The organism is Modestobacter excelsi (assembly GCF_005930495.1).
GTDB classification, from domain to species: domain Bacteria; phylum Actinomycetota; class Actinomycetes; order Mycobacteriales; family Geodermatophilaceae; genus Modestobacter; species Modestobacter excelsi.
In genome coordinates this window covers 1-19,435 of sequence record NZ_SJEX01000038.1, presented here as the reverse complement: position 1 = coordinate 19,435, position 19,435 = coordinate 1, and the positions used below count along the sequence as shown (strand labels likewise).

General features: G+C 73.1%; 17 protein-coding genes. 5 read left to right on the top strand and 12 right to left on the bottom strand.

Going from position 1 to position 19,435, the window contains the following annotated elements:
* Position 1 precedes the first annotated feature (1 nt).
* Positions 2-421, bottom strand: coding sequence for an arsenate reductase ArsC (locus FHL80_RS13600; RefSeq protein WP_138733939.1), 420 nt, complete (start codon positions 419-421; stop codon positions 2-4).
* A gap of 59 nt (positions 422-480) precedes the next feature.
* Positions 481-1,611, bottom strand: coding sequence for an ACR3 family arsenite efflux transporter (arsB, locus tag FHL80_RS13595; protein ID WP_138733938.1), 1,131 nt, complete (start codon positions 1,609-1,611; stop codon positions 481-483).
* A gap of 98 nt (positions 1,612-1,709) precedes the next feature.
* Here arsB and FHL80_RS13590 point away from each other — a divergent pair, with 98 nt between their 5' ends.
* Together FHL80_RS13590 and FHL80_RS13585 are read left to right on the top strand one after the other, a co-directional pair.
* A complete protein-coding gene (locus tag FHL80_RS13590; RefSeq protein ID WP_138733937.1) occupies positions 1,710-2,105 on the top strand; it encodes an ArsR/SmtB family transcription factor in 396 nt (131 codons plus the stop codon).
* A 103-nt stretch (positions 2,106-2,208) separates the two neighbouring features.
* Positions 2,209-3,483 carry an MFS transporter gene (locus FHL80_RS13585; RefSeq protein WP_216870704.1) on the top strand — a complete coding sequence of 425 codons (1,275 nt, stop codon included), beginning with the start codon at positions 2,209-2,211 and terminating at the stop codon, positions 3,481-3,483.
* A 93-nt stretch (positions 3,484-3,576) separates the two neighbouring features.
* Here the strand turns inward: FHL80_RS13585 and FHL80_RS13580 are convergent, their stop codons facing one another.
* A complete protein-coding gene (locus FHL80_RS13580; protein WP_138733935.1) occupies positions 3,577-4,359 on the bottom strand; it encodes an SGNH/GDSL hydrolase family protein in 783 nt (260 codons plus the stop codon).
* Between the two features lie 88 nt (positions 4,360-4,447).
* Complete coding sequence (htpX, locus tag FHL80_RS13575; protein WP_138733934.1) at positions 4,448-5,308, bottom strand: zinc metalloprotease HtpX; 861 nt, start codon at positions 5,306-5,308, stop codon at positions 4,448-4,450.
* Between the two features lie 212 nt (positions 5,309-5,520).
* Here htpX and FHL80_RS13570 point away from each other — a divergent pair, with 212 nt between their 5' ends.
* From FHL80_RS13570 to FHL80_RS13560, 3 genes are all read left to right on the top strand, one after another.
* On the top strand, positions 5,521-7,500 hold the full coding sequence (locus FHL80_RS13570) for a 2-oxoacid:acceptor oxidoreductase subunit alpha (protein WP_246078663.1): 1,980 nt from the start codon (positions 5,521-5,523) through the stop codon (positions 7,498-7,500).
* On the top strand, positions 7,497-8,615 hold the full coding sequence (locus tag FHL80_RS13565; protein WP_246078662.1) for a 2-oxoacid:ferredoxin oxidoreductase subunit beta: 1,119 nt from the start codon (positions 7,497-7,499) through the stop codon (positions 8,613-8,615). Before FHL80_RS13570 ends, FHL80_RS13565 begins: the two co-directional genes overlap by 4 nt.
* 142 nt (positions 8,616-8,757) lie before the next feature.
* Positions 8,758-10,083, top strand: a complete 1,326-nt coding sequence (locus FHL80_RS13560; RefSeq protein ID WP_246078661.1) for a cytochrome P450 — start codon at positions 8,758-8,760, stop codon at positions 10,081-10,083.
* Here FHL80_RS13560 and FHL80_RS13555 read toward each other — a convergent pair.
* The 8 genes from FHL80_RS13555 to nuoI all read right to left on the bottom strand — a co-directional run bounded on the left by FHL80_RS13555 (position 10,055) and on the right by nuoI (position 19,402).
* The gene (locus FHL80_RS13555) at positions 10,055-11,263 is read right to left on the bottom strand and encodes a PQQ-dependent sugar dehydrogenase (RefSeq protein WP_246078660.1); all 1,209 of its coding nucleotides are present in this window, start codon (positions 11,261-11,263) and stop codon (positions 10,055-10,057) included. The two genes, FHL80_RS13560 and FHL80_RS13555, sit on opposite strands and share 29 nt — an antisense overlap.
* 60 nt (positions 11,264-11,323) lie before the next feature.
* Positions 11,324-12,334, bottom strand: coding sequence for a polyprenyl synthetase family protein (locus FHL80_RS13550; RefSeq protein WP_246078659.1), 1,011 nt, complete (start codon positions 12,332-12,334; stop codon positions 11,324-11,326).
* A 124-nt stretch (positions 12,335-12,458) separates the two neighbouring features.
* Complete coding sequence (nuoN, locus tag FHL80_RS13545) at positions 12,459-14,003, bottom strand: NADH-quinone oxidoreductase subunit NuoN (protein ID WP_138733933.1); 1,545 nt, start codon at positions 14,001-14,003, stop codon at positions 12,459-12,461.
* Positions 14,003-15,628 (bottom strand): NADH-quinone oxidoreductase subunit M, encoded by a 1,626-nt coding sequence (locus FHL80_RS13540; protein ID WP_138733932.1) that lies wholly within the window; start codon positions 15,626-15,628, stop codon positions 14,003-14,005. Before FHL80_RS13540 ends, nuoN begins: the two co-directional genes overlap by 1 nt.
* A gap of 28 nt (positions 15,629-15,656) precedes the next feature.
* Entirely contained in the window at positions 15,657-17,561 is a 1,905-nt protein-coding gene (nuoL, locus tag FHL80_RS13535) for an NADH-quinone oxidoreductase subunit L (RefSeq protein WP_216870702.1), read from the bottom strand.
* 13 nt (positions 17,562-17,574) lie between these two features.
* Positions 17,575-17,874: an NADH-quinone oxidoreductase subunit NuoK gene (nuoK, locus tag FHL80_RS13530; protein ID WP_138733931.1), complete on the bottom strand. Its 300-nt coding sequence runs from the start codon at positions 17,872-17,874 to the stop codon at positions 17,575-17,577.
* Complete coding sequence (locus FHL80_RS13525; protein WP_138733930.1) at positions 17,871-18,764, bottom strand: NADH-quinone oxidoreductase subunit J; 894 nt, start codon at positions 18,762-18,764, stop codon at positions 17,871-17,873. Before FHL80_RS13525 ends, nuoK begins: the two co-directional genes overlap by 4 nt.
* Positions 18,761-19,402, bottom strand: a complete 642-nt coding sequence (nuoI, locus tag FHL80_RS13520; RefSeq protein WP_138733929.1) for an NADH-quinone oxidoreductase subunit NuoI — start codon at positions 19,400-19,402, stop codon at positions 18,761-18,763. The genes FHL80_RS13525 and nuoI overlap by 4 nt, the downstream gene beginning before the upstream one ends.
* Between the last annotated feature and the right edge of the window lie 33 nt (positions 19,403-19,435).

Sequence of the window (19,435 nt, the reverse complement as noted above, 5' to 3'; positions counted from 1 at the left end):
CTCAGGAGGCGTTGCTGACCGGGACGTCCAACTCGGTGAGCAGGCCCCGGATCCGGCCTTCGATCTCGTCGCGGATGGGCCGCACGGACTCCACGCCCTTACCGGCCGGGTCCTCGAGCGCCCAGTCCAGGTACCGCTTGCCCGGGAAGATCGGGCAGGCGTCCCCGCAGCCCATGGTGATGACCACGTCGGAGGCCTCGACGGCGTCCGTGGTGAGCACCTTGGGCCGCTGGTCGGAGATGTCGATGCCCACCTCGGCCATGGCCGCGACCGCCGCGGGGTTGACCTGGTCACCGGGGATGGAGCCGGCGGAACGGACCTCGACGGCGTCACCGGCGAGGTGCCGCAGCCAGCCGGCGGCCATCTGGGATCGGCCTGCGTTGTGCACGCACACGAACAGCACGCTGGGTCGGTCGCTCATGGGGTCCTCCCTGATGGTGGGAACTCGCTCGGCCAGCGCCGGCGTCTGGTGGGGCTGGGTCACAGTGACGCTCCCCCGTCACCACGAGCCGGAACAGTCGGGTCGTCGGGGAAGAAGCGCCGGGCGGCCCAGAGCGAGACGTAGACGAGGGCGACCAGGACCGGCACCTCGATGAGCGGCCCGACGACCCCGGCCAGGGCCTGTCCGGAGGTGACACCGAAGGTGCCGATCGCGACGGCGATGGCCAGTTCGAAGTTGTTGCCGGCGGCGGTGAAGGCCAGGGTCGCGGTCTTGGCGTAGCCCAGGCGCAGCCGCATGCCGAGCAGGAACGAACCGCCGAACACCAGCGCGAAGTAGGCCAGCAGCGGCAGCGCGATGCGGACGACGTCCCAGGGCTGGGTGGTGATGGCGTCGCCCTGCAGGGCGAAGAGCATGACGATGGTGAACAGCAGCCCGTAGAGGGCGACCGGGCCGATCTTCGGCAGGAAGCGGCTCTCGTACCGGCTGCGGCCCACGGTGTGCTCCCCGATCGTGCGGGTGAGGAACCCGGCCAGCAGTGGGATGCCGAGGAAGACGAGCACCGAGAGCACGATGGCCCAGACGCTGAACTCCGCCGAGGTGGTGGACAGGCCGAGCCAGCCGGGCAGCACCTGCAGGTAGAACCAGCCGAGCGCGGCGAAGGCGACGATCTGGAAGACCGAGTTGATCGCGACCAGGACGGCGGCGGCCTCGCGGTCGCCGCAGGACAGGTCGTTCCAGATCAGGACCATGGCGATGCAACGGGCAAGCCCGACGATGACCAGGCCGGTGCGGTACTCGGCCTGGTCGGGCAGCAGCAGCCAGGCCAGCGCGAACATCAGCGCCGGGCCGACCAGCCAGTTCAGCACCAGCGAGGCGACCAGCAGCTTCCGGTCGCCGGTCACCCGGTCCAGTTCCGAGTACCGGACCTTCGCGAGGACCGGGTACATCATCAGCAGGAGGCCCACCGCGATCGGCAGGCTGACGTCGCCCACCTCCACCGCGTCCAGCGCGTCGTCCAGGCCGGGGACGAGCCGACCCAACAGCAGGCCGGCCGCCATGGCGGCGATGATCCACACGGGCAGGAACCTGTCCAGCGTGGACAGCCTGGCGAGGACCGGGGTGTCCAGGTCGGTGTTGGACCGGGGGGTCTCGGCGACGGTGTCGCTCATCAGCAGGTGGTGCCCTTCTGGGTCGGGCAATCGACGTCTGTCGATGTCACCCTGACCGAGGTATCGACACAAGTCAATGAACGCCGCATGATGGCGCGGTGAGCACCGAGCTGTTGGCCTACCCGTCATCGGTGGACGGCGCCTGCTGCGCCCCCTTGGTCCGCCAGCCCCTCGCAGCTGCCGAGGCGACCGACCTCGCTCGCACACTGAAGGCGATCGCAGACCCGGCTCGGCTCCGACTGCTCTCGCTCGTCGCAGCGCACGAGAACGGTGAAGCCTGCGTCTGCGACCTCACCGAGCCGCTCGGGCTCTCCCAGCCGACGGTGTCCCACCACCTGAAGGTGCTCGTCGACGCCGGCCTGCTGACCCGTGACAAGCGCGGCGTGTGGGCTTACTTCGCCCTGGTGCCGGGCGCGCTGGACTCGCTGGCCGCGGTCTTGAGCACGGCGGGCGACACAACGGCGCGCAGCTCGGCTCTGACGCCCTCCTGCTGAGACCCCCAGCGCTGCTGGGGACGCAACGGGGAGTGACCGCCTGCCGTGAGGCCGCCGTCGCACCGAGGTGATGATGGAGGACACCGCGCCCACGAGGAGGACAGTGTCCGAGCACCCCGGCGGCACCCTGCCGGCCCCCGCCGACCCCGAGCCTTCCCCCGGCGAAGTCCCGGGCCCGCGACCGGGCTGGTCACCGTGGCGGGCCGTCGTCGGGTTCGGCGTGGTCAGCCTGGCCGCGGACATGGTCTACGAAGGCGCCCGGTCGGTCACCGGACCGCTGCTGGCCTCGCTCGGTGCCTCTGCGCTGCTCGTCGGCCTGGTCACCGGCGCCGGGGAGGCGCTGGCGCTGGTGCTGCGGCTGCCCTTCGGCTCCCGGGTGGACCGCTCCGGCGGGTACTGGAACGCGACCATCGCCGGCTACGCACTCACCGCCGTCTCGGTGCCGGCGCTCGCCCTCACGCCGTTCCTCGGCGCCGCCGGACTGACGGTCGGCTGCCTGCTGGTGCTCGCCGAACGGACCGGGAAGGCGGTCCGCAGCCCGGCCAAGTCCACGCTGCTGGCCCACGCGGCGGGACCGGTCGGCCTGGGCCGCGGGTTCGGCGTGCACAAGGCGCTGGACCAGATCGGCGCGTTCGCCGGCCCGCTGCTGGTCGCCGCGGTGGCCGGGCTCACCGGCCTGCTGTGGCCGGCCCTGATCGTGCTCGCCGTACCCGGCGCGGCCGCCATCGGCCTGCTGCTGTGGCTGCGCCGCCGGACCGGCGACCCGCTGCGCGAGCAGGCCCTCGGTGCCTCGGAGACCGGGCCGGGGCCGTCGTTGCGGCAGGCGGCCGCCCAGCTGCCCCGGGCCTTCTGGGTGTTCGCCGCATCGGCGGGGCTGGCCACGGCCGGACTGGTCACCTTCGGCGTCATCTCCTACCACCTGGTCACCGACGGGCTGGTGTCCACGGCAGCCGTGCCGCTGGTCTACGCCGCAGCGATGGCCGCCGAGGCGGTGGCGGCGCTGGCCACCGGCTGGGCGCACGACCGGTTCGGGGGCCGCGGCCTGCTCGTGCTGCCCGCCCTGGTCGCCGCCGTGCCGGCGCTGGCGTTCTCCGACTCCCTCGGCCTCGTCGTCGTCGGCGTGCTCCTGTGGGGTGCGGCGGCCGGCCTGCAGGACTCCACCGTCAAGGCGCTGGTCGCCCAGCTCGTGCCGAGCCGGCGCCGGGCCACCGGCTACGGGTTCTTCGCCGCGGTGCAGGGGGTGGCCGCGTTGGCCGGCGGCGCGCTGGCCGGGGAACTGTCGGCCCGGTCCGTGCCGGCGCTGGTGGCGGTCGTCGGCGTCCTGCAGCTGGCAGCCCTCGTGCTGCTGATCAGCACCCTCCGCGCGCGGCCTGCCTGAGGAGACCGGGCCGCACCGGACCGGCAGGCTCCCCCGCCGTCGGGGCCGGGCGGACCGTCCACGATCGTCGGTCAGGTCGGGTGGCCGCGGGGCTCAGCGGCTCGGCTCGCCCTGCCGGACGGAGGGGCCCGCGGTGACCTCCACCCAGTCCAGGTGCTTGCCGGTGCGGCCGTGACCGGACGAGCGGCGGAGCACCCGGCGCAGCGCCCAGGGCAGCACGTGCTCGCGGTAGTAGCGGGCCTCGGTGCGCAGTCGCCGGATCTCGTCCGGGCCGGGGTCGACGACGTGCGCCGCCCCGGGCTGCCCCAGCGCGGCGAGGACCAGCCCGGCGACCCGGCGGTGGCCGGGCGGCCCCAGGTGCAGCCGGTCCGGCGACCAGTACTCCGGACGGCGCAGCTCCTCGTCGCTGAACGCGTCGACGAAGAGCACGTCGTGCCGCGCCGCCAGCTCGGCGACCGCGGCGGTCAGGGCGACGCCGCTGCGGTGCATCATGCTGCCGAAAGGAAGCCGCGCGGTGGGGTCGGCCCCGCTCAGCAGCACCAGCCGCACGCCGGCGTCGGCGCACCGCAGGACCGCCTGCTCGGTGAGCCCGACCAGCCGGTCGACGTCGCAGCCGGGCCGCATCATGTCGTTGCCCCCGCCGTTGAGGGTGAGCAGCGTCGGTGCCGGGCTCAGCGCGAGCGCTGCCTCCAGCTGGTCGCTGACCACGGGGGCGAGCAGTCGGCCGCGGACCGCGAGGTTGGCGTAGTGGACCGGCTGGTCCGACGTGGCGGCCAGCCCGGCCGCCACCAGGTCGGCCCAGCCGCGGACCGAGCCGTCGGGCAGCTCGTCGCCCAGGCCCTCGGTGAAGCTGTCCCCGATCGCCACGTAGTACACGACCCGAGCCTAGGCAGCAGTGCCCGGCCGGCCCCGCTGCAGGGGCCCGCCGCGAGCGGAGCGAGTGGTGGGGGGCAGCGGGGTCCTTCTAATCCCGGGCCATCTGCTGCAGCCGGGCGATCCGCTCCGCCATCGGCGGGTGGGTGGCGAACATCGAGGCCATCCCCTGACCGCGGAACGGGTTGGCGATCATGAGGTGGCTCTGGGTCACCAGCCGGTCGTCCTGGGGCAGCGGCCGGGCGGCGACGCCCCGCTCGAGTTTCGCCAGGGCACTGGCCAGCGCCAGCGGGTCGTGCGACAGCTGCGCACCCGAGGCGTCGGCCTGGTACTCCCGGCTGCGGCTCACCGCCATCTGGACCAGGCCGGCGGCGACCGGGCCGAGGAAGACCAGCAGCAGCCCGCCGAGCGCGCTGCCGCCCTCCCGGTCGTCGGAGCGGCCGCCGAACAGCGACGCGAACATCGCCATGTGCGCCAGGTAGGTGATCACCGTGGCCATCGCCCCGGCGACCGAGCTGATCAGGATGTCGCGGTTGTAGACGTGCGAGAGCTCGTGGGCCAGCACGCCGCGCAGCTCGCGACGGTCGAGCAGCTCGAGGATCCCCTGGGTGCAGCAGACCGCGGCGTTGCGCGGGTTGCGGCCGGTGGCGAAGGCGTTGGGCTGGTTGGTCGGGCTGACGTAGAGCCGCGGCATCGGCTGGCGGGCCTCGGTGGCCAGCTCCCGCACGATCGCGTACATCTGCGGTGCCTGCGTCTCGGTGACCGGGAAGGCGCGCATGGCCCGCAGCGCCAGCTTGTCGGAGTGGAAGTACGCCCAGCCGTTGACGCCGAGTGCGACCCCCAGGGCGATGACGAGCCCGCCCCGGCCGAAGAAGCTGCCGACTCCCACGATGACGCCGGCCATGAGGCCGAGCAGCACCGCGGTCTTGCACCCGTTGTTCCACCGTTGCACGCCGGGTAGAACGCGGTCGGCGCAGCCGCCGTTCCCCTGACCAGCGCCCCTGCCCGGGCGAGGCAAGGCGACCCTGTGTGGGTTGCCTCACGTTCCCCCGCTCGCCGGTCGGACCTGGCGGCCCGCACGTAACCTGACCGGTCGGAGGTACCTCACACATGACTGGCACGAACCCCGGAATCAGCCCCGCCGCGAGCGGCGTTGCCACCGACATGGACCGCGCAGCCCACAGCTCTGCCCCTGGTGGCCTCGTCAAGAGCGTCGTCGAGCTCGACCGCGTCGTCATCCGGCTGGCCGGCGACTCCGGGGACGGCATGCAGCTGACCGGCGGTCGCTTCACCAGCGAGACCGCCACGTTCGGCAACGACCTGTCGACCCTGCCCAACTTCCCCGCCGAGATCCGGGCACCAACGGGGACCCTGCCGGGTGTCAGCTCCTTCCAGCTGCACTTCGCCGACCACGACATCATGACGCCGGGTGACGCACCCGACGTCCTGGTCGTGATGAACCCCGCGGCGCTGAAGGCCAACCTCGTCGACCTCCCCGGCGGCGGCCTGCTCATCGCCGACTCCGACGAGTTCACCCCCCGCAACCTGGCGAAGGTCGGCTACGCGTCCAACCCGCTCGAGGACGGCTCGCTGGACAAGTGGCAGCTGGTCAGCGTGCCGCTGACCTCGATGACCACCGACGCGCTCGCCGACTCCGGGCTCGGCAAGAAGGAGGCCGAGCGGAGCAAGAACATGTTCACCCTCGGCTTGCTGAGCTGGATGTACCACCGGCCCACCGAGGGCACCATCCGCTTCCTCGAGCGCCAGTTCCGCCGCAAGCCGCAGATCGCCGCGGCCAACATCGCCGCCTTCCGCGCCGGCTTCAACTACGGCGAGACGACGGAGGCCTTCGCGGTCTCCTACGAGGTCAAGCCGGCCCCGATGGCCCCGGGCAAGTACCGGCACATCTCCGGCAACCAGGCGCTGGCCTACGGGATCGTCGCCGCCGGGCAGCGCTCGGGCCTGCCGGTCTTCCTCGGCGCCTACCCGATCACCCCGGCCAGCGACATCCTGCACGAGCTGTCCAGGCACAAGTCCTTCGGCGTGCGCACCTTCCAGGCCGAGGACGAGATCGCCGGGATCGGTGCCGCGCTCGGCGCTTCCTTCGGCGGGGCCCTGGGCGTGACGACGACGTCCGGTCCGGGTGTCGCCCTCAAGGCCGAGACCATCGGTCTGGCGGTCATGACCGAGCTGCCGCTGCTCATCGTCGACGTGCAGCGCGGCGGCCCCTCGACCGGTCTGCCCACCAAGACCGAGCAGTCGGACCTGCTGCAGGCGCTGTTCGGCCGCAACGGCGAGGCCCCGGTCCCGGTGATCGCACCGCGCTCCCCCGGTGACTGCTTCGACGCCGCGCTCGAGGCGACCCGGATCGCCCTGACCTACCGGACCCCGGTCATCCTGCTGTCGGACGGGTACCTGGCCAACGGCGCCGAGCCGTGGTCGATCCCGGCCGTGGACGAGCTGCCCGACCTGCGGGTGGAGTTCGCGAGCGCGCCCAACGGCAGCGCCGAGGACGGCACCGAGGGCCAGTTCCTGCCCTACCTCCGCGACCCGGACACGCTGGCCCGCCCCTGGGCGGTGCCGGGCACCGCCGGCCTGCAGCACCGGATCGGTGGGCTGGAGAAGGCCGACAAGACCGGCAACATCTCCTACGACCCCGCCAACCACGACTTCATGACCCGCACCCGCCAGGCCAAGATCGACGGCATCGCCGCGTCGATCCCGGCGACCGAGGTCGACGACCCGGCCGGCGACGCGACGGTCGCCGTCATCGGCTGGGGCTCCACCTACGGCCCGATCGGCGCCGCCTGCCGGCGGATCCGGGCGTCGGGCCGGTCGGTCGCCCAGGTGCACCTGCGCCACCTCAACCCGCTGCCGGCCGACCTGGGCGAGATCCTCGCCCGCTACGACCGCGTCGTCTGCCCCGAGATGAACCTCGGCCAGCTGGCCCTGCTGCTGCGGGCCAAGTACCTCATCGACGTGCACAGCCACACCCAGGTCCGCGGGCTGCCCTTCCGGGCTGCCGAGCTGGCCGCCGTCCTGCAGGACGTCATCGACAGCACCGGCACCACCCCCACCGCGATCCCCTCCGCGATCCCCGCCGAGCACACCGTCGGGGCCGCCTCGAACGGAGCAGTCCTGTGACCGCCAGCCCGCACGTGCACGACCTCGGCATGCCCGCCGGCCCCGACCTCACCACCGTCTCCGGTGCGATCGACGCCTCGATCGCGGCGAACGGCCCGAAGCAGACCGAGCTGAGGGCGAAGGACCTCAAGACCGACCAGGAGGTGCGCTGGTGCCCCGGGTGCGGTGACTACGTCATCCTCAACGCGGTCCAGAGCTTCCTGCCCAGCCTCGGCATCGCCCGCGAGGACATGGTCATCGTCTCCGGCATCGGCTGCTCGAGCCGCTTCCCGTACTACATGAACACCTACGGGATGCACTCGATCCACGGCCGCGCCCCGGCCATCGCGACCGGCCTGGCGGCGTCCCGCCCGGACCTGTCGGTCTGGGTCGTCACCGGCGACGGCGACGCGCTCTCCATCGGCGGCAACCACCTGATCCACACCCTGCGCCGCAACGTGAACCTGACGATCCTGCTGTTCAACAACCGGATCTACGGGCTCACCAAGGGCCAGTACTCGCCGACGTCGGAGGTCGGGAAGGTCACCAAGTCCACCCCGATGGGCTCGCTGGACCACCCGTTCAACCCGGTCTCGCTCGCGCTCGGCGCGGATGCCACCTTCGTCGGTCGGGCGATGGACTCCGACCGCAAGGGGCTCACCGACGTGCTGCGGCAGGCCGCCGAGCACCAGGGCACCTCGCTGGTCGAGATCTACCAGAACTGCAACATCTTCAACGACGGCGCGTTCGAGCTGCTCAAGGACCCGACCACCGGTCCGATGTGGACGATCCCGCTGGTCCACGGCGAGCCGCTGGTCTTCGGCCCGGGCGGTGCCTCGTGCGTCGTCCGCGACGACTTCGGCGGGCTGCGGATCGCCGAGACCAACCAGGTGGACGCGTCGCAGATCGTGGTGCACGACGCGCACCGCGAGGACCCGTCCTACGCGTTCGCGCTGTCCCGGCTGTCCAGCCAGGACCTGCGGTACACCCCGATGGGCGTCTTCCGGAGGGTCGCCAAGCCCAGCTACGACCGGATGATGGCCGACCAGCTCGAGGACGCCGCCGCGCAGCAGCCGGCCGACCTCGACGCCCTGCTCGCCGGCAACGACAGCTGGGTGGTGACATCGTCATCCTGACGGATGACACCGCGGCCAGGAGCCGTCCCGGGCGGCGCTGAGCCGTTGGCCGTGCCACCTCGGGAGGGCCTCCGGCCCCCCGCTCAGCGTCACCCGCTACGCGGTGCCATCCGGTCCTCGCACGGCAGGCACACTCCGACGTGTGGAGACCGCACGACAGCGAGTGAGCCGGCTCCGCTCGGACGTCGTGCTGGGGGCCCGGCTCGGGGCGATACGGGCCGGGGGGCTGGCCCTGGCCGTCCGCGGGGACGGCGTCGCGCGGCTGCTGCACCGGCCGTGGCGGCTGGACCCGTACCCGGTCCTCGCGTCGCTGCGGGAGGCCGAGGTCCGCGGCGGTCCGGTGCGCAGCCGCACCGGGCTGACCTCGGTGGCCACGCACGCCTCGTGCGAGGCGGTGCTCCGTGACCGCCGGTTCGGCGTCCAGCCCTCCGCGGGAGCGAGCCGGCTCGGCGGGACGGCGGAGGAGGCCGGGGGCGGTTCACTGCTCGAGCCGGTCGACCTCTCGCTGCTGACCCTCGACCCGCCCGACCACACCCGGCTGCGCCGGCTCGCCCAACCCGCCTTCGCGCCGCGCCGGCTCGAGCACTACCGGGCGGTGGCCGAGCGGGTCACCGCGGAGCTGCTGGACGACGCCCTGGCCCGGGGCCGCCGCGAGGGCCGCTTCGACCTGGTCCGCGACCTCGCCTCCCCGCTGCCGATCACGGTCATCGCCGCCCTGCTCGACGTGCCGGACGTGGACAGCGAGCGGTTCGCCCGCTGGGGACGCGCCGTCGGCTCGGCCCTGGACGGCGTCCGCTCCCCCGGCCACGCCCGCGAGCTCGCCGAGGCCACCGGCTCACTGCGCCGGCTCTTCGCGGACCTGCTCGACCAGCGCCGCGCGCACCCGGGCGAGGACGTCGTCTCGACCCTCGCCGCCGCCGTCGACGGCGGCACCGCCACGGCCGACGAGGTGCTGGCGCTGGCCCAGCTGCTGCTCGTCGCCGGCTTCGAGACCACCACCAACCTGATCGGCAACGCGGTGCAGGCCCTGCAGCGCACGCCCGGCCAGTGGGCCGCGCTGGTCGAGGACCCGTCCCTCGCGGCGGCCGCGGTGGAGGAGACGCTGCGCTACGACCCGCCGGTCCAGCTGACCGCCCGGTTCGCGCACGCCGACGTCGAGGTCGGCGGCGTACCGCTGCGCCGGGACAGCGGCGTCCTGGTGCTGCTGGCCGCCGCGAACCGCGACCCGGCGGTGCACCCGGACCCGGACCGGTTCGACCTGCACCGCGAGCAGGCGGCGCCGCACCTGGCGTTCTCCGGCGGGGTGCACTACTGCCTGGGTGCGCCCCTGGCCCGGCTGGAGGGGGAGGTGGCGCTGCGCGTGCTGGCCGAGCGGGCGCCACGGCTGCGCCTGGCCGGCCGTGCGGTGCCCCGGGTCGCGACGGTGCTCCGCGGACCGCTCAGCCTGCCGGTGACGGCCGCACCCTGAGCAGCTGGTCCGCACCGTCGCCGTTGTCGGTGGTGAGGTACAGCGCGCCGTCCGAGCCCAGCACCGGGGAGCGGACCCGGCCGTAGGAGTCCTCCAGCTCGGGCACCCGGAACTGCTCGACCAGCTGCCCCTGGTCGTCGATGCGCAGCCCGAGCACCCCGGTGTCCTTCTGCACGCCCACCAGCAGCACCCCGGCGTACCCGCCCCACGGGGCGCCGTCGAGGAAGGTCGCGCCGCTGGTGGCGATCGTCGGGTCCCCGGAGGACCACACGGCGGGGATGGCGCCCGGGATGTCCGGGTCGGTCATCGGCACGCTCTCGTCGTAGCTGCCGTCGGGGCCGGGGGGTGGGCCGTCCGGGTCGTAGCCGTAGTCGCCACCGGCGACCGACCGGTTGACCTCGTCGTCGCGGTCGGTGCCCTGCTCGACCGTGTACACCTGCTGCGTCCCCGGCTGGGTCGCGATGCCCTGGACGTTGCGGTGCCCGTAGCTCCAGATCAGCCGGGTGGTCGGGTCGTCGGCGTCCAGGAACGGGTTGCCGGCCGAGGGCTGCCCGGTCTGCGGGTCGATCCGCAGCACCTTGCCGGCCAGCGTGCCGAGGTCCTGCGGGTTGCTGCCCACCGCGTTGTCGCCGGTGCCGACGAGCAGCTGCCCGGTGGGGTCGAACCGCGGGCGGCAGCCGCCGTGCCGGCCGCTGCGCTGGTTGACCGGGATGCCGCCGAGCAGCGGGTCGGCGACCCGGGTGGCCGAGCTCCAGCCCTCGTCGACGGTCCAGGCGATGACCTGGATCTCGGCGTCGCCGTCCTGCTGGACGCCCTGGCAGGTGTAGAAGCGCCGGTTGTCGGCGAAGGCGGGGTCGAGCACCAGGCCCATGAGGCCCGTCTCCCCGGTGGCGAAGAGGTCGTCGAGGTCGGCGTCGACCGAGCGGACCGACCCGTCGGGGCGGACGGCGGTGAACCCGCCACCGCGCTCGTCGACCAGCAGCGTCCCGTCCGGCGCCTGCGCCACGTCCCACGGGTGGTCCAGGCCGTCGGCGAGCACCTGCACGTCGAGCGCCGGGACGCCGGCCGTCGACGAGGGCTGCGCGCGGTCCGGCACGTCGGTGGCCGCCTCGTCCCCCTCCGCGCCAGGGGCGTCACCGCCGCAGGCAGCGAGCACGAGCAGCACGGCGGAGAGCACCACGGCCCCCGTGCAGGGTCCCGCCCTGAGCCTGCGAAGGGCGGGGGGCACGGGGGTCCTTCCTCAGCTGGTGCGGGTGACCACGTAGGTGCACAGCGCGGCCAGCGCCTCGCGCACCGGGCCGTCCGGGACGGCGTCCAGCCGGGCGCGGGCCCGGTCGGCGTAGTCGCCCAGCACAGCGGTGGCCCGGGCCAGCGACGGCGACCGGCGCAGCAGCTCGAGGGCCTCGGCGTGCTCGGCCTCGTCGACGACCGGTCCGGCGACGAGCTCGCGCAGCCGGGCCTCGGCCGGGTCGTCCCCGGCGAGGGCGAACAGCACCGGCAGGGTGGCGATCCCCTCCCGCAGGTCGGTGCCCGGCGACTTCCCCGACGTCCCGCCCTCGCTCACGATGTCGATCAGGTCGTCGGAGAGCTGGAAGGCGACGCCGAACTCCTCGCCGAAGGAGGTCAGGGCGGTCACCATCTGCGGCTGGACGCCCGCGAAGGCGGCCCCGAAGCGGGCCGAGGTGGCGACCAGCGAGCCGGTCTTGTCTGCCAGCACGCCGAGGTAGTGGTCGACCGGGTCCTCGCCCGGGCGTGCGCCGACGGTCTCCCGGAGCTGGCCGATCACCAGCCGCTCGAAGGTCTGCGCCTGCACCCGCACGGCCTCGGGACCGAGGTCGGCGAGCAGGTCCGACGCCCGGGCGAAGAGGAAGTCGCCGGTGAGGATGGCGACGCTGTTGCTCCACCGGCTGTTGGCGCTGGGCGCCCCGCGGCGCACGGACGCCTCGTCCATCACGTCGTCGTGGTACAGCGTGGCCAGGTGGGTGAGCTCGCAGACCACGGCCGCCTGGACGACCTCGGGCGCGTCGGCGTCCCCGAGCTGGGCGGCGAGCAGGGCGAGCATCGGGCGCAGCCGCTTGCCACCGGCGGCCATCAGGTGACCGGCCGCCTCGCTCACGAAGGAGTGGTCGCTGGTGACCGCGGTGCCCAGCGACGCCTCGACCCGCGCCATCCCCTCGGCCAGCGCGTCCCCCAGCTCACCCTCGGGCAGCCAGGGCCCGATGGTCGAGGCGGGCGTGGAAGGCCGGCGCAACGGGGTCTCCTGGTGGTCAGTGCGTCCACGGGCCCGAGGGCTGGTGGTACCGGCTCCGGTCATCAACCGCTGAAGATACAGCCCGCCGCCCCGGGTCCTCATGGACGACCTCCGAGCGGGCAGCTCAGCCGACCAGGACCGCGGCCGACTCGGCCAGGTCCAGCACCGCCCCCGGCAGGACGCCGAGCACGAGCGTGGCGGCCGCGGTGATCGCCAGCACGATCGTGGTGGGCAGACCGGGCACGCCGACGGTGGGCCCGTCCGGCGCCGCCGGCGAGAAGTACATGAGGACGACGACCCGCAGGTAGAAGAAGGCGGCGATCGCACTGGCCACCAGCCCGACGACCGCCAGCGGCCAGGCACCGTCCTCGATCGCCGCTCGGAAGACGGCGAACTTGCCGGTGAAGCCGCTGGTGAGCGGGATCCCGGCGAGGGCCAGCAGGAAGAAGGCCATCAGCGCGGCGACGACCGGGGAGCGCTGGGCGAGCCCGGCCCACTGGGAGAGGTGGGTGGCCTCGCCGTCGCCGTCCCGGACGAGGGTGAGCAGCCCGAAGGCGCCCAGCGTGGTCAGGCCGTAGATGAGCAGGTAGAACATCGTGGCGGCCAGCCCGTACCCGCTGTCGCCGGGCCCCAGCCCGATCACGCCAGTCAGCAGGAAGCCGGCGTGCGCGATCGAGGAGTAGGCGAGCATCCGCTTGAGGTCGGTCTGGGTGAGCCCGAGGACGGCCCCGACCAGCATCGACACGATGGCCAGGCCGTAGACCAGCGGCCGCCAGGTCCAGTCGGCGGTGCCGAAGGCGACGTACAGCAGGCGCAGCACCGCACCGAACGCGGCGACCTTGGTGGCCGCGGCCATGAACGCGGTGACCGCCGTCGGGGCGCCCTGGTAGACGTCCGGCGTCCAGGTGTGGAACGGCGCGACGCTGGCCTTGAACATCAGGCCGACCACCAGCAGGGCCAGGCCCAGCACCAGCAGGGTGTCCCCGCCCTCGGTGACCGCGGCGTCCCGGATGGCGCTGAGCCGGACGCTGCCGGTAGCGCCGTAGACCAGCGCCAGCCCGTACAGGAAGAAGGCGGAGGCGAAGGCGCCCAGCAGGAAGTACTTGACCGCGGCCTCCTGCGACAGCAGCCGGCGCCGCCGGGCCAGCCCGGAGAGCAGGTACAGCGGCAGGCTGAGCACCTCGAGCGCGACGAACATGATGAGCAGGTCGTTCGACGCGGTGAACAGCATCATCCCGCCGATGGCGAAGGTCGCCAGCGGGTAGACCTCGGTCTGCACCCGCGACGAGGTCGCCAGCTCGCGGTCGCGGACGCTGCCGGCCGGCACCGCGGCGACGGCGACGAACGCCGAGCGCGCCGGGTCGACCGCGCGCTCGCTGAACAGCAGCACCGACAGGGCCCCGAGGACGGCGATCGTGCCCTGCAGGAACAGCGCGGCGCCGTCGACGGCGAGCGCCCCGCCGGCGGTGACCTCCTCCGTGCCGGCCAGCAGCAGCGTGGCGACGAACGCCCCGACGGTGCCGACCAGCGCGAGCGCCACCTGCACGGGGTGCCGGACGGCGCGGGGCGCGAACGCCTCGACCAGCACCCCGACCGCGGCGGCGCCGAACACGAACAGCAGCGGCGAGAGCGCGGTGTAGGACAGCGAGGGGGCGGTGATCGGACCCATCAGTCGGTTCCTCCGGGGGCTTCGGGAGCGCTGCCCCCGGGGTCGACGCCGACGTCGCTCATCGTGGCCTGCACCGCCGGGTCGATCAGGTCGATCAGCGGCTGCGGGTACACGCCGAGCCCGATGACCAGCGCCACCAGCGGCGCCACGACGGCGAGCTCCCGCCGGGACAGGTCCAGCACCCGCGACGTCCGGGCCGGGGCCGGCGCGGTGAGCACGGCGGTCGAGCCGCCGCCCGTCGCCTCGGGCTGCGCCTCGGCGTCGCCGAGCACCTCGCGGGGCGGCCCGTGGAAGACCCGCTGGTACATCAGCAGCACGTAGAGCGCGGCCAGCACGATCCCGACGGTGGCCAGGACCGTGAACACCGGTTCCCGCGGGAACGACCCGATGAGCACCAGGAACTCGCTGACGAAGCTGTTGGTCCCGGGCAGCGCGAGCGACGCCAGGCCGGCGAGCAGGAACACCCCGGCCAGCAGCGGTGCCTTGGCGGCCAGGCCGCCGTAGTCGCGGATCTGCCGGGAACCGCCGCGGGTGATCACCATGCCGACGGCCAGGAACAGCAGGCCGGTCGCGATGCCGTGGTTGACCATGTACAGCACCGCGCCGGTGGCCGCCTCGGTGCTGAAGGCGAAGATGCCCAGCGCGATGAAGCCGAAGTGCGCGATCGAGGTGTAGGACACCAGCCGCTTCATGTCCGACTGCCCCATCGCCACCAGCGCGGCGTACAGCACCCCGATCACCGCCAGCACCAGGACCAGCGGGGCCAGGTCGCGGGAGGCGTCGGGGAACAGCGGCAGGCAGTAGCGCAGGAACCCGAAGGTGCCCACCTTGTCCAGCACGCCGACCAGCAGGACGGCGCTGCCGACGGGGGCCTCGGCACCGGCGTCGGGCAGCCAGGTGTGCAGGGGCACCAGGGGTGCCTTGATGGCGAAGGCGACGAAGAAGCCCAGGAACAGCAGCTTCTGCACGTTCGGGTCGATGTCCAGCTGGCGCAGCGCGTCGAAGGCGAACGTGCCCTGGCCGAGCTGGGAGTTGCTGACCACGTACAGCCCGATGACCGAGGCGAGCATGACCAGCCCGCCGAGCAGGCTGTAGAGGAAGAACTTGACCGCGGCGTACTGCCGGTTCGGACCGCCGAAGCTGCCGATCAGGAAGTACATCGGGATGAGCATGGCCTCGAAGAAGACGTAGAACAGGAAGACGTCGGTGGCGGCGAAGACCCCGACCATCATCGACTCGAGCAGCAGCAGCCAGGCCCAGTAGGTGCGCATCGACCTGGGACCGCGCTTCCCGTCCGACTCGGCCTGCTCGTCCCAGGACGCGCCGATGACCACGGGCACCAGCACCCCGATCAGCAGCAGCATCACCAGGGCGATGCCGTCGACGCCGAGGGCGAAGCTCACCCCGAAGTCCGCGATCCAGGTGACCGAGGTGGTCAGCTGGAACCGGTCGCCGGCGGGGTCGAAGGCGACCGTGGCCAGCACCGCGAGCAGCAGCACGAGCAGGCTCACCGCCATGGCCAGCTGCCGGGCCAGCGCCTGCCGGGTCGGCGGCAGGGCGGCCAGGACCGCAGCACCGACCGCGGGCACGACGATCATCGCCAGCAGGAACGGGAAGTCGCTCACCGGGTCACTCCTCCGAATCCGGCGACGGTCATGCCGTCGTCACCGCGACCAGTGCGCCGGCGACCAGCACCGCGCCGCCGAGCATGCCCAGGGCGTAGCTGCGGACGAAGCCGGTCTGCGCGCGACCCAGCCGGGACGACGAGCCGCCGAGGGCCGCCGCCGTCCCGTTGACGACGCCGTCGACGCCGCGGTTGTCCAGCCAGACGAGCGCGCGGGTGAGCCACATGCCGGGGCGCATGAACAGCGACTCGTTGACCGCGTCGGCGTAGAGCCCGCGGCGGGCGGCGACGACCACCGGCGAGACCCGGGCCGGCGCGGTGGTGGGCACCTCGCGACGGCCGACGAACAGCCACGCCGCGCCGATGCCGAGCGCCATGACGAGGAACACCACGAGCCCGACGGTCACCGGGGCGACCACGTGGGCGGCCTCCTCCGGCTCGCCGAAGACCGGCTCGAGCCACGCCTGCAGCGGGAAGGCCTGCACCAGCAGGAAACCGGCGAGGACCGAGCCGACCGCCAGCACGACCATCGGCGCGGTCATCACCGGGGGCGACTCGTGCGGGTGCACCCCCTCCTCCCACCGGGCCCGGCCGAAGAAGGTCATCAGCATCAGCCGGGTCATGTAGAACGCGGTGAGCCCGGCGCCGAGGACGGCGACCCCGCCGAGCAGCCAGCCGGAGGCCCCACCCCGGTCGAGGGCCGCCTCGATGATGGCGTCCTTGGTCCACCAGCCCGACAGCAGCGGGAAGCCGATGAGCGCCAGGTAGCCCAACCCGAAGGTGACGAAGGTGACCGGCAGCTTCTTCGCCAGCCCGCCGTAGCGGCGCATGTCGACCTGGTCGTTCATCGCGTGCATGACCGACCCGGCGCCGAGGAACAGCCCGGCCTTGAAGAAGCCGTGCGCCAGCAGGTGCGCGATCCCGGCGGCGTAGCCGACCGGGCCCAGCCCCACGGCCAGGAACATGTAGCCGATCTGGCTGACCGTGGAGTAGGCCAGCACCTTCTTGATGTCGTCGTAGGCGCAGCCGACGATCGCGCCGATCATCAGCGTGATCGCGCCGACGACCAGGACGACGGTGCGGGCGGTCGGCGTCTCGTCGAACACCGGGGCGCTGCGGGCGATCAGGTAGACCCCGGCGGTGACCATGGTCGCGGCGTGGATCAGCGCGGAGACCGGCGTGGGGCCCTCCATCGCGTCGGGCAGCCAGGCCTGCAGCGGGAACTGGCCGGACTTGCCGCAGGCGCCGAGCAGGAGCAGCAGCCCCATCGCGGTGACGGTGCCGCCGGCCAGCAGCCCGACCTCGCCGAAGACGCCGGCGTAGGACGTCGTCCCGAGCTGGGCGAACATCAGGAAGATGGCCAGCGCCAGGCCGACGTCGCCGACCCGGTTCATGATGAAGGCCTTCTTCGCCGCCGTGGCCGCGGCCGGGCGGGTGTACCAGAAGGCGATGAGCAGGTAGGACGCCAGACCGACGCCCTCCCAGCCGACGTAGAGGGCCACGTAGCTGTTGCCGAGGACCAGCAGCAGCATCGCCGCGACGAACAGGTTCAGGTAGGCGAAGAACCGCCGGCGCGCGGGGTCGTGCGCCATGTAGCCGATCGAGTAGACGTGGATCAGCGCACCCACGCCGGTGATCAGCAGGACGAAGACCGCCGACAGCGGGTCGAACAGCAGTCCGGCCCCGACGTCGAGGTTGCCGGTGGAGATGAAGGTGAACAGGTCGACGTCCGCCGACCGCTCGTCCAGCCCGGCCAGCTGCACGGTGCAGGCCAGCCCGAGGGCGAAGGCGGCGACGACGGTGCCGGTGCCCAGCAGGTGGCCCCAGCGGTCGGTGCGCCGGCCGCCGAGCAGCAGCACGGCGGCACCCGCCAGGGGCAGCGCGATGAGCAACCAGGACGCACTGAGCAGCCCGGTCGCGGGGAGGGTCTCCATCAGCCGGCTCCGCTCAGTACTTCAGCAGGTTGACGTCGTCGACCGACGCCGAACGGCGGGTCCGGTAGACGCTCATGATGATCGCCAGGCCGACCACGACCTCGGCTGCGGCCACCACCATCACGAAGAAGGCGATGAGCTGGCCGTCGACCGTCCCGGTGGACCGCGCGAAGGTGACCAGCGTCAGGTTCACCGAGTTGAGCATCAGCTCGACGCACATGAAGACGACGATGGCGTTGCGCCGCACCAGCACGCCCACGGCACCGATGGTGAACAGCACCGCCGCCAGCACCAGGTAGTTCGCGATGCTCATCGGGGCGCTGCCTCTCCGCTGCCGGGGGTGGGTCCGGTGGTCCGGCCGCCGAGCGTGCCCAGCGCCGCGTCGGTCCCGCCGGCGTGCGACAACCCCGACCGCTCGGCGCCGGTCGAGCCGGTCGGCGGCAGCTCGTCGACCACCTGCGGCTCGACGCCGGTGCTGAAGCTGGCCTGCGACGGGCGGCCGTCGGGCAGCCGACCGGGGGCGGCGATCGAGTTGGCCCGCGCGTACACGCCGGGGCCGGGCAGGGTCTGCGGGTGGTGCGCGGTGAGGAAGCGGGCCCGGGAGAGCTCCTTCTGCGACTGCCGGGTGCCGGGCTCGCGCTCGGTGTGCGCCAGCACCATGGCGCCCACCGCGGCGGTGATCAGCAGCGCGCTGGTGACTTCGAAGGCCAGCAGGTAGCGGGTGAACAGCAGCTCGGCGATCGCCTGGACGTTGCCGTCGGCCGCTCCCCCGGCGCCTCCCTGCACCGACTCCAGGCCGGTCACCGGGGTGTCCCGGGTGGCCTCGGCGATGCCGGCGCCGACCAGCCCGGCGAACCCGATGCCCAGCACGATCGCGGCGACCCGCTGCCCGCGCAGCGTCTCGACCACCGAGTCGGAGGTGTCCCGGCCGACCAGCATGAGCACGAAGAGGAAGAGGATCATGATCGCGCCGGTGTAGACGATGATCTGCACCGCGCCGAGGAACGGCGCCTCCTGGACGACGTAGAGCACGCCCAGCGCGAGCATCGTGTTGACCAGCCACAACGCCGAGTGGACGGCGTTCCTCGACAGCACCATGCCCAGCGCCCCGGCCAGCGCGATCGGCCCGAGCACCCAGAAGACGACGGCCTCCCCGGTGCCGATCTGCACGCCGGTGTCGGCCGCGGCGGCCAGCACGCTCATGCCCGCTCCTCCAGCACCGGCTCGGCGGGCTGCGCCGCCGGGGCCGCTGCCCGCGGGTCGCGCACGTAGTAGTCCTTCTCGTCGTTCCCGAGCCGCATCGGGTGCGGCGGCTGCTCCATCCCGGGCAGCAGCGGGGCCATCAACTGCTCCTTGGTGTAGATCAAGGCCTGCCGGTCGTCGTCGGCGAGCTCGAAGTCGTTGCTCATCGTCAGCGACCGGGTCGGGCAGGCCTCGATGCACAGCCCGCAGAAGATGCAGCGCAGGTAGTTGATCTGGTAGACGCGGCCGTACCGCTCCCCGGGTGAGAAGCGGGCCTCCTCGGTGTTGTCGCCGCCCTCGACGTAGATCGCGTCGGCCGGGCAGGCCCAGGCGCACAGCTCGCAGCCCACGCACTTCTCCAGGCCGTCGGGGTGCCGGTTCAGCACGTGCCGGCCGTGGTAGCGGGGCTTGGTCTGCTTCGGGACGTCGGGGTACTCCTCGGTCGTCACCTTCTTGAACATCGTCGCGAAGGTGACGCCGAAGCCCTGCGCGGGGCCGGGCAGCCAGCTGGTGCGCTTGCCGGTGGACGCCGGGGCCGCGCCGCCGGTGGGCCGGTCGAGCTCACCGGACTGGCGCCGGGCCGGGGTGTTCTCAGACATCGCCGTCCTCGCTGGTGGGGGCGGGGTCGGTGG

Coding starts and splice junctions, on each gene's coding strand:
- FHL80_RS13600 (WP_138733939.1), bottom strand. CDS start 421: ATGAGCGACCGACCCAGCGTGCTGTTCGTGTGCGTGCACAACGCAGGC.
- arsB (WP_138733938.1), bottom strand. CDS start 1,611: ATGAGCGACACCGTCGCCGAGACCCCCCGGTCCAACACCGACCTGGAC.
- FHL80_RS13570 (WP_246078663.1), top strand. CDS start 5,521: ATGGACCGCGCAGCCCACAGCTCTGCCCCTGGTGGCCTCGTCAAGAGC.
- nuoN (WP_138733933.1), bottom strand. CDS start 14,003: ATGGGTCCGATCACCGCCCCCTCGCTGTCCTACACCGCGCTCTCGCCG.
- nuoL (WP_216870702.1), bottom strand. CDS start 17,561: ATGGAGACCCTCCCCGCGACCGGGCTGCTCAGTGCGTCCTGGTTGCTC.
- nuoK (WP_138733931.1), bottom strand. CDS start 17,874: ATGAGCATCGCGAACTACCTGGTGCTGGCGGCGGTGCTGTTCACCATC.
- FHL80_RS13525 (WP_138733930.1), bottom strand. CDS start 18,764: ATGAGCGTGCTGGCCGCCGCGGCCGACACCGGCGTGCAGATCGGCACC.
- nuoI (WP_138733929.1), bottom strand. CDS start 19,402: ATGTCTGAGAACACCCCGGCCCGGCGCCAGTCCGGTGAGCTCGACCGG.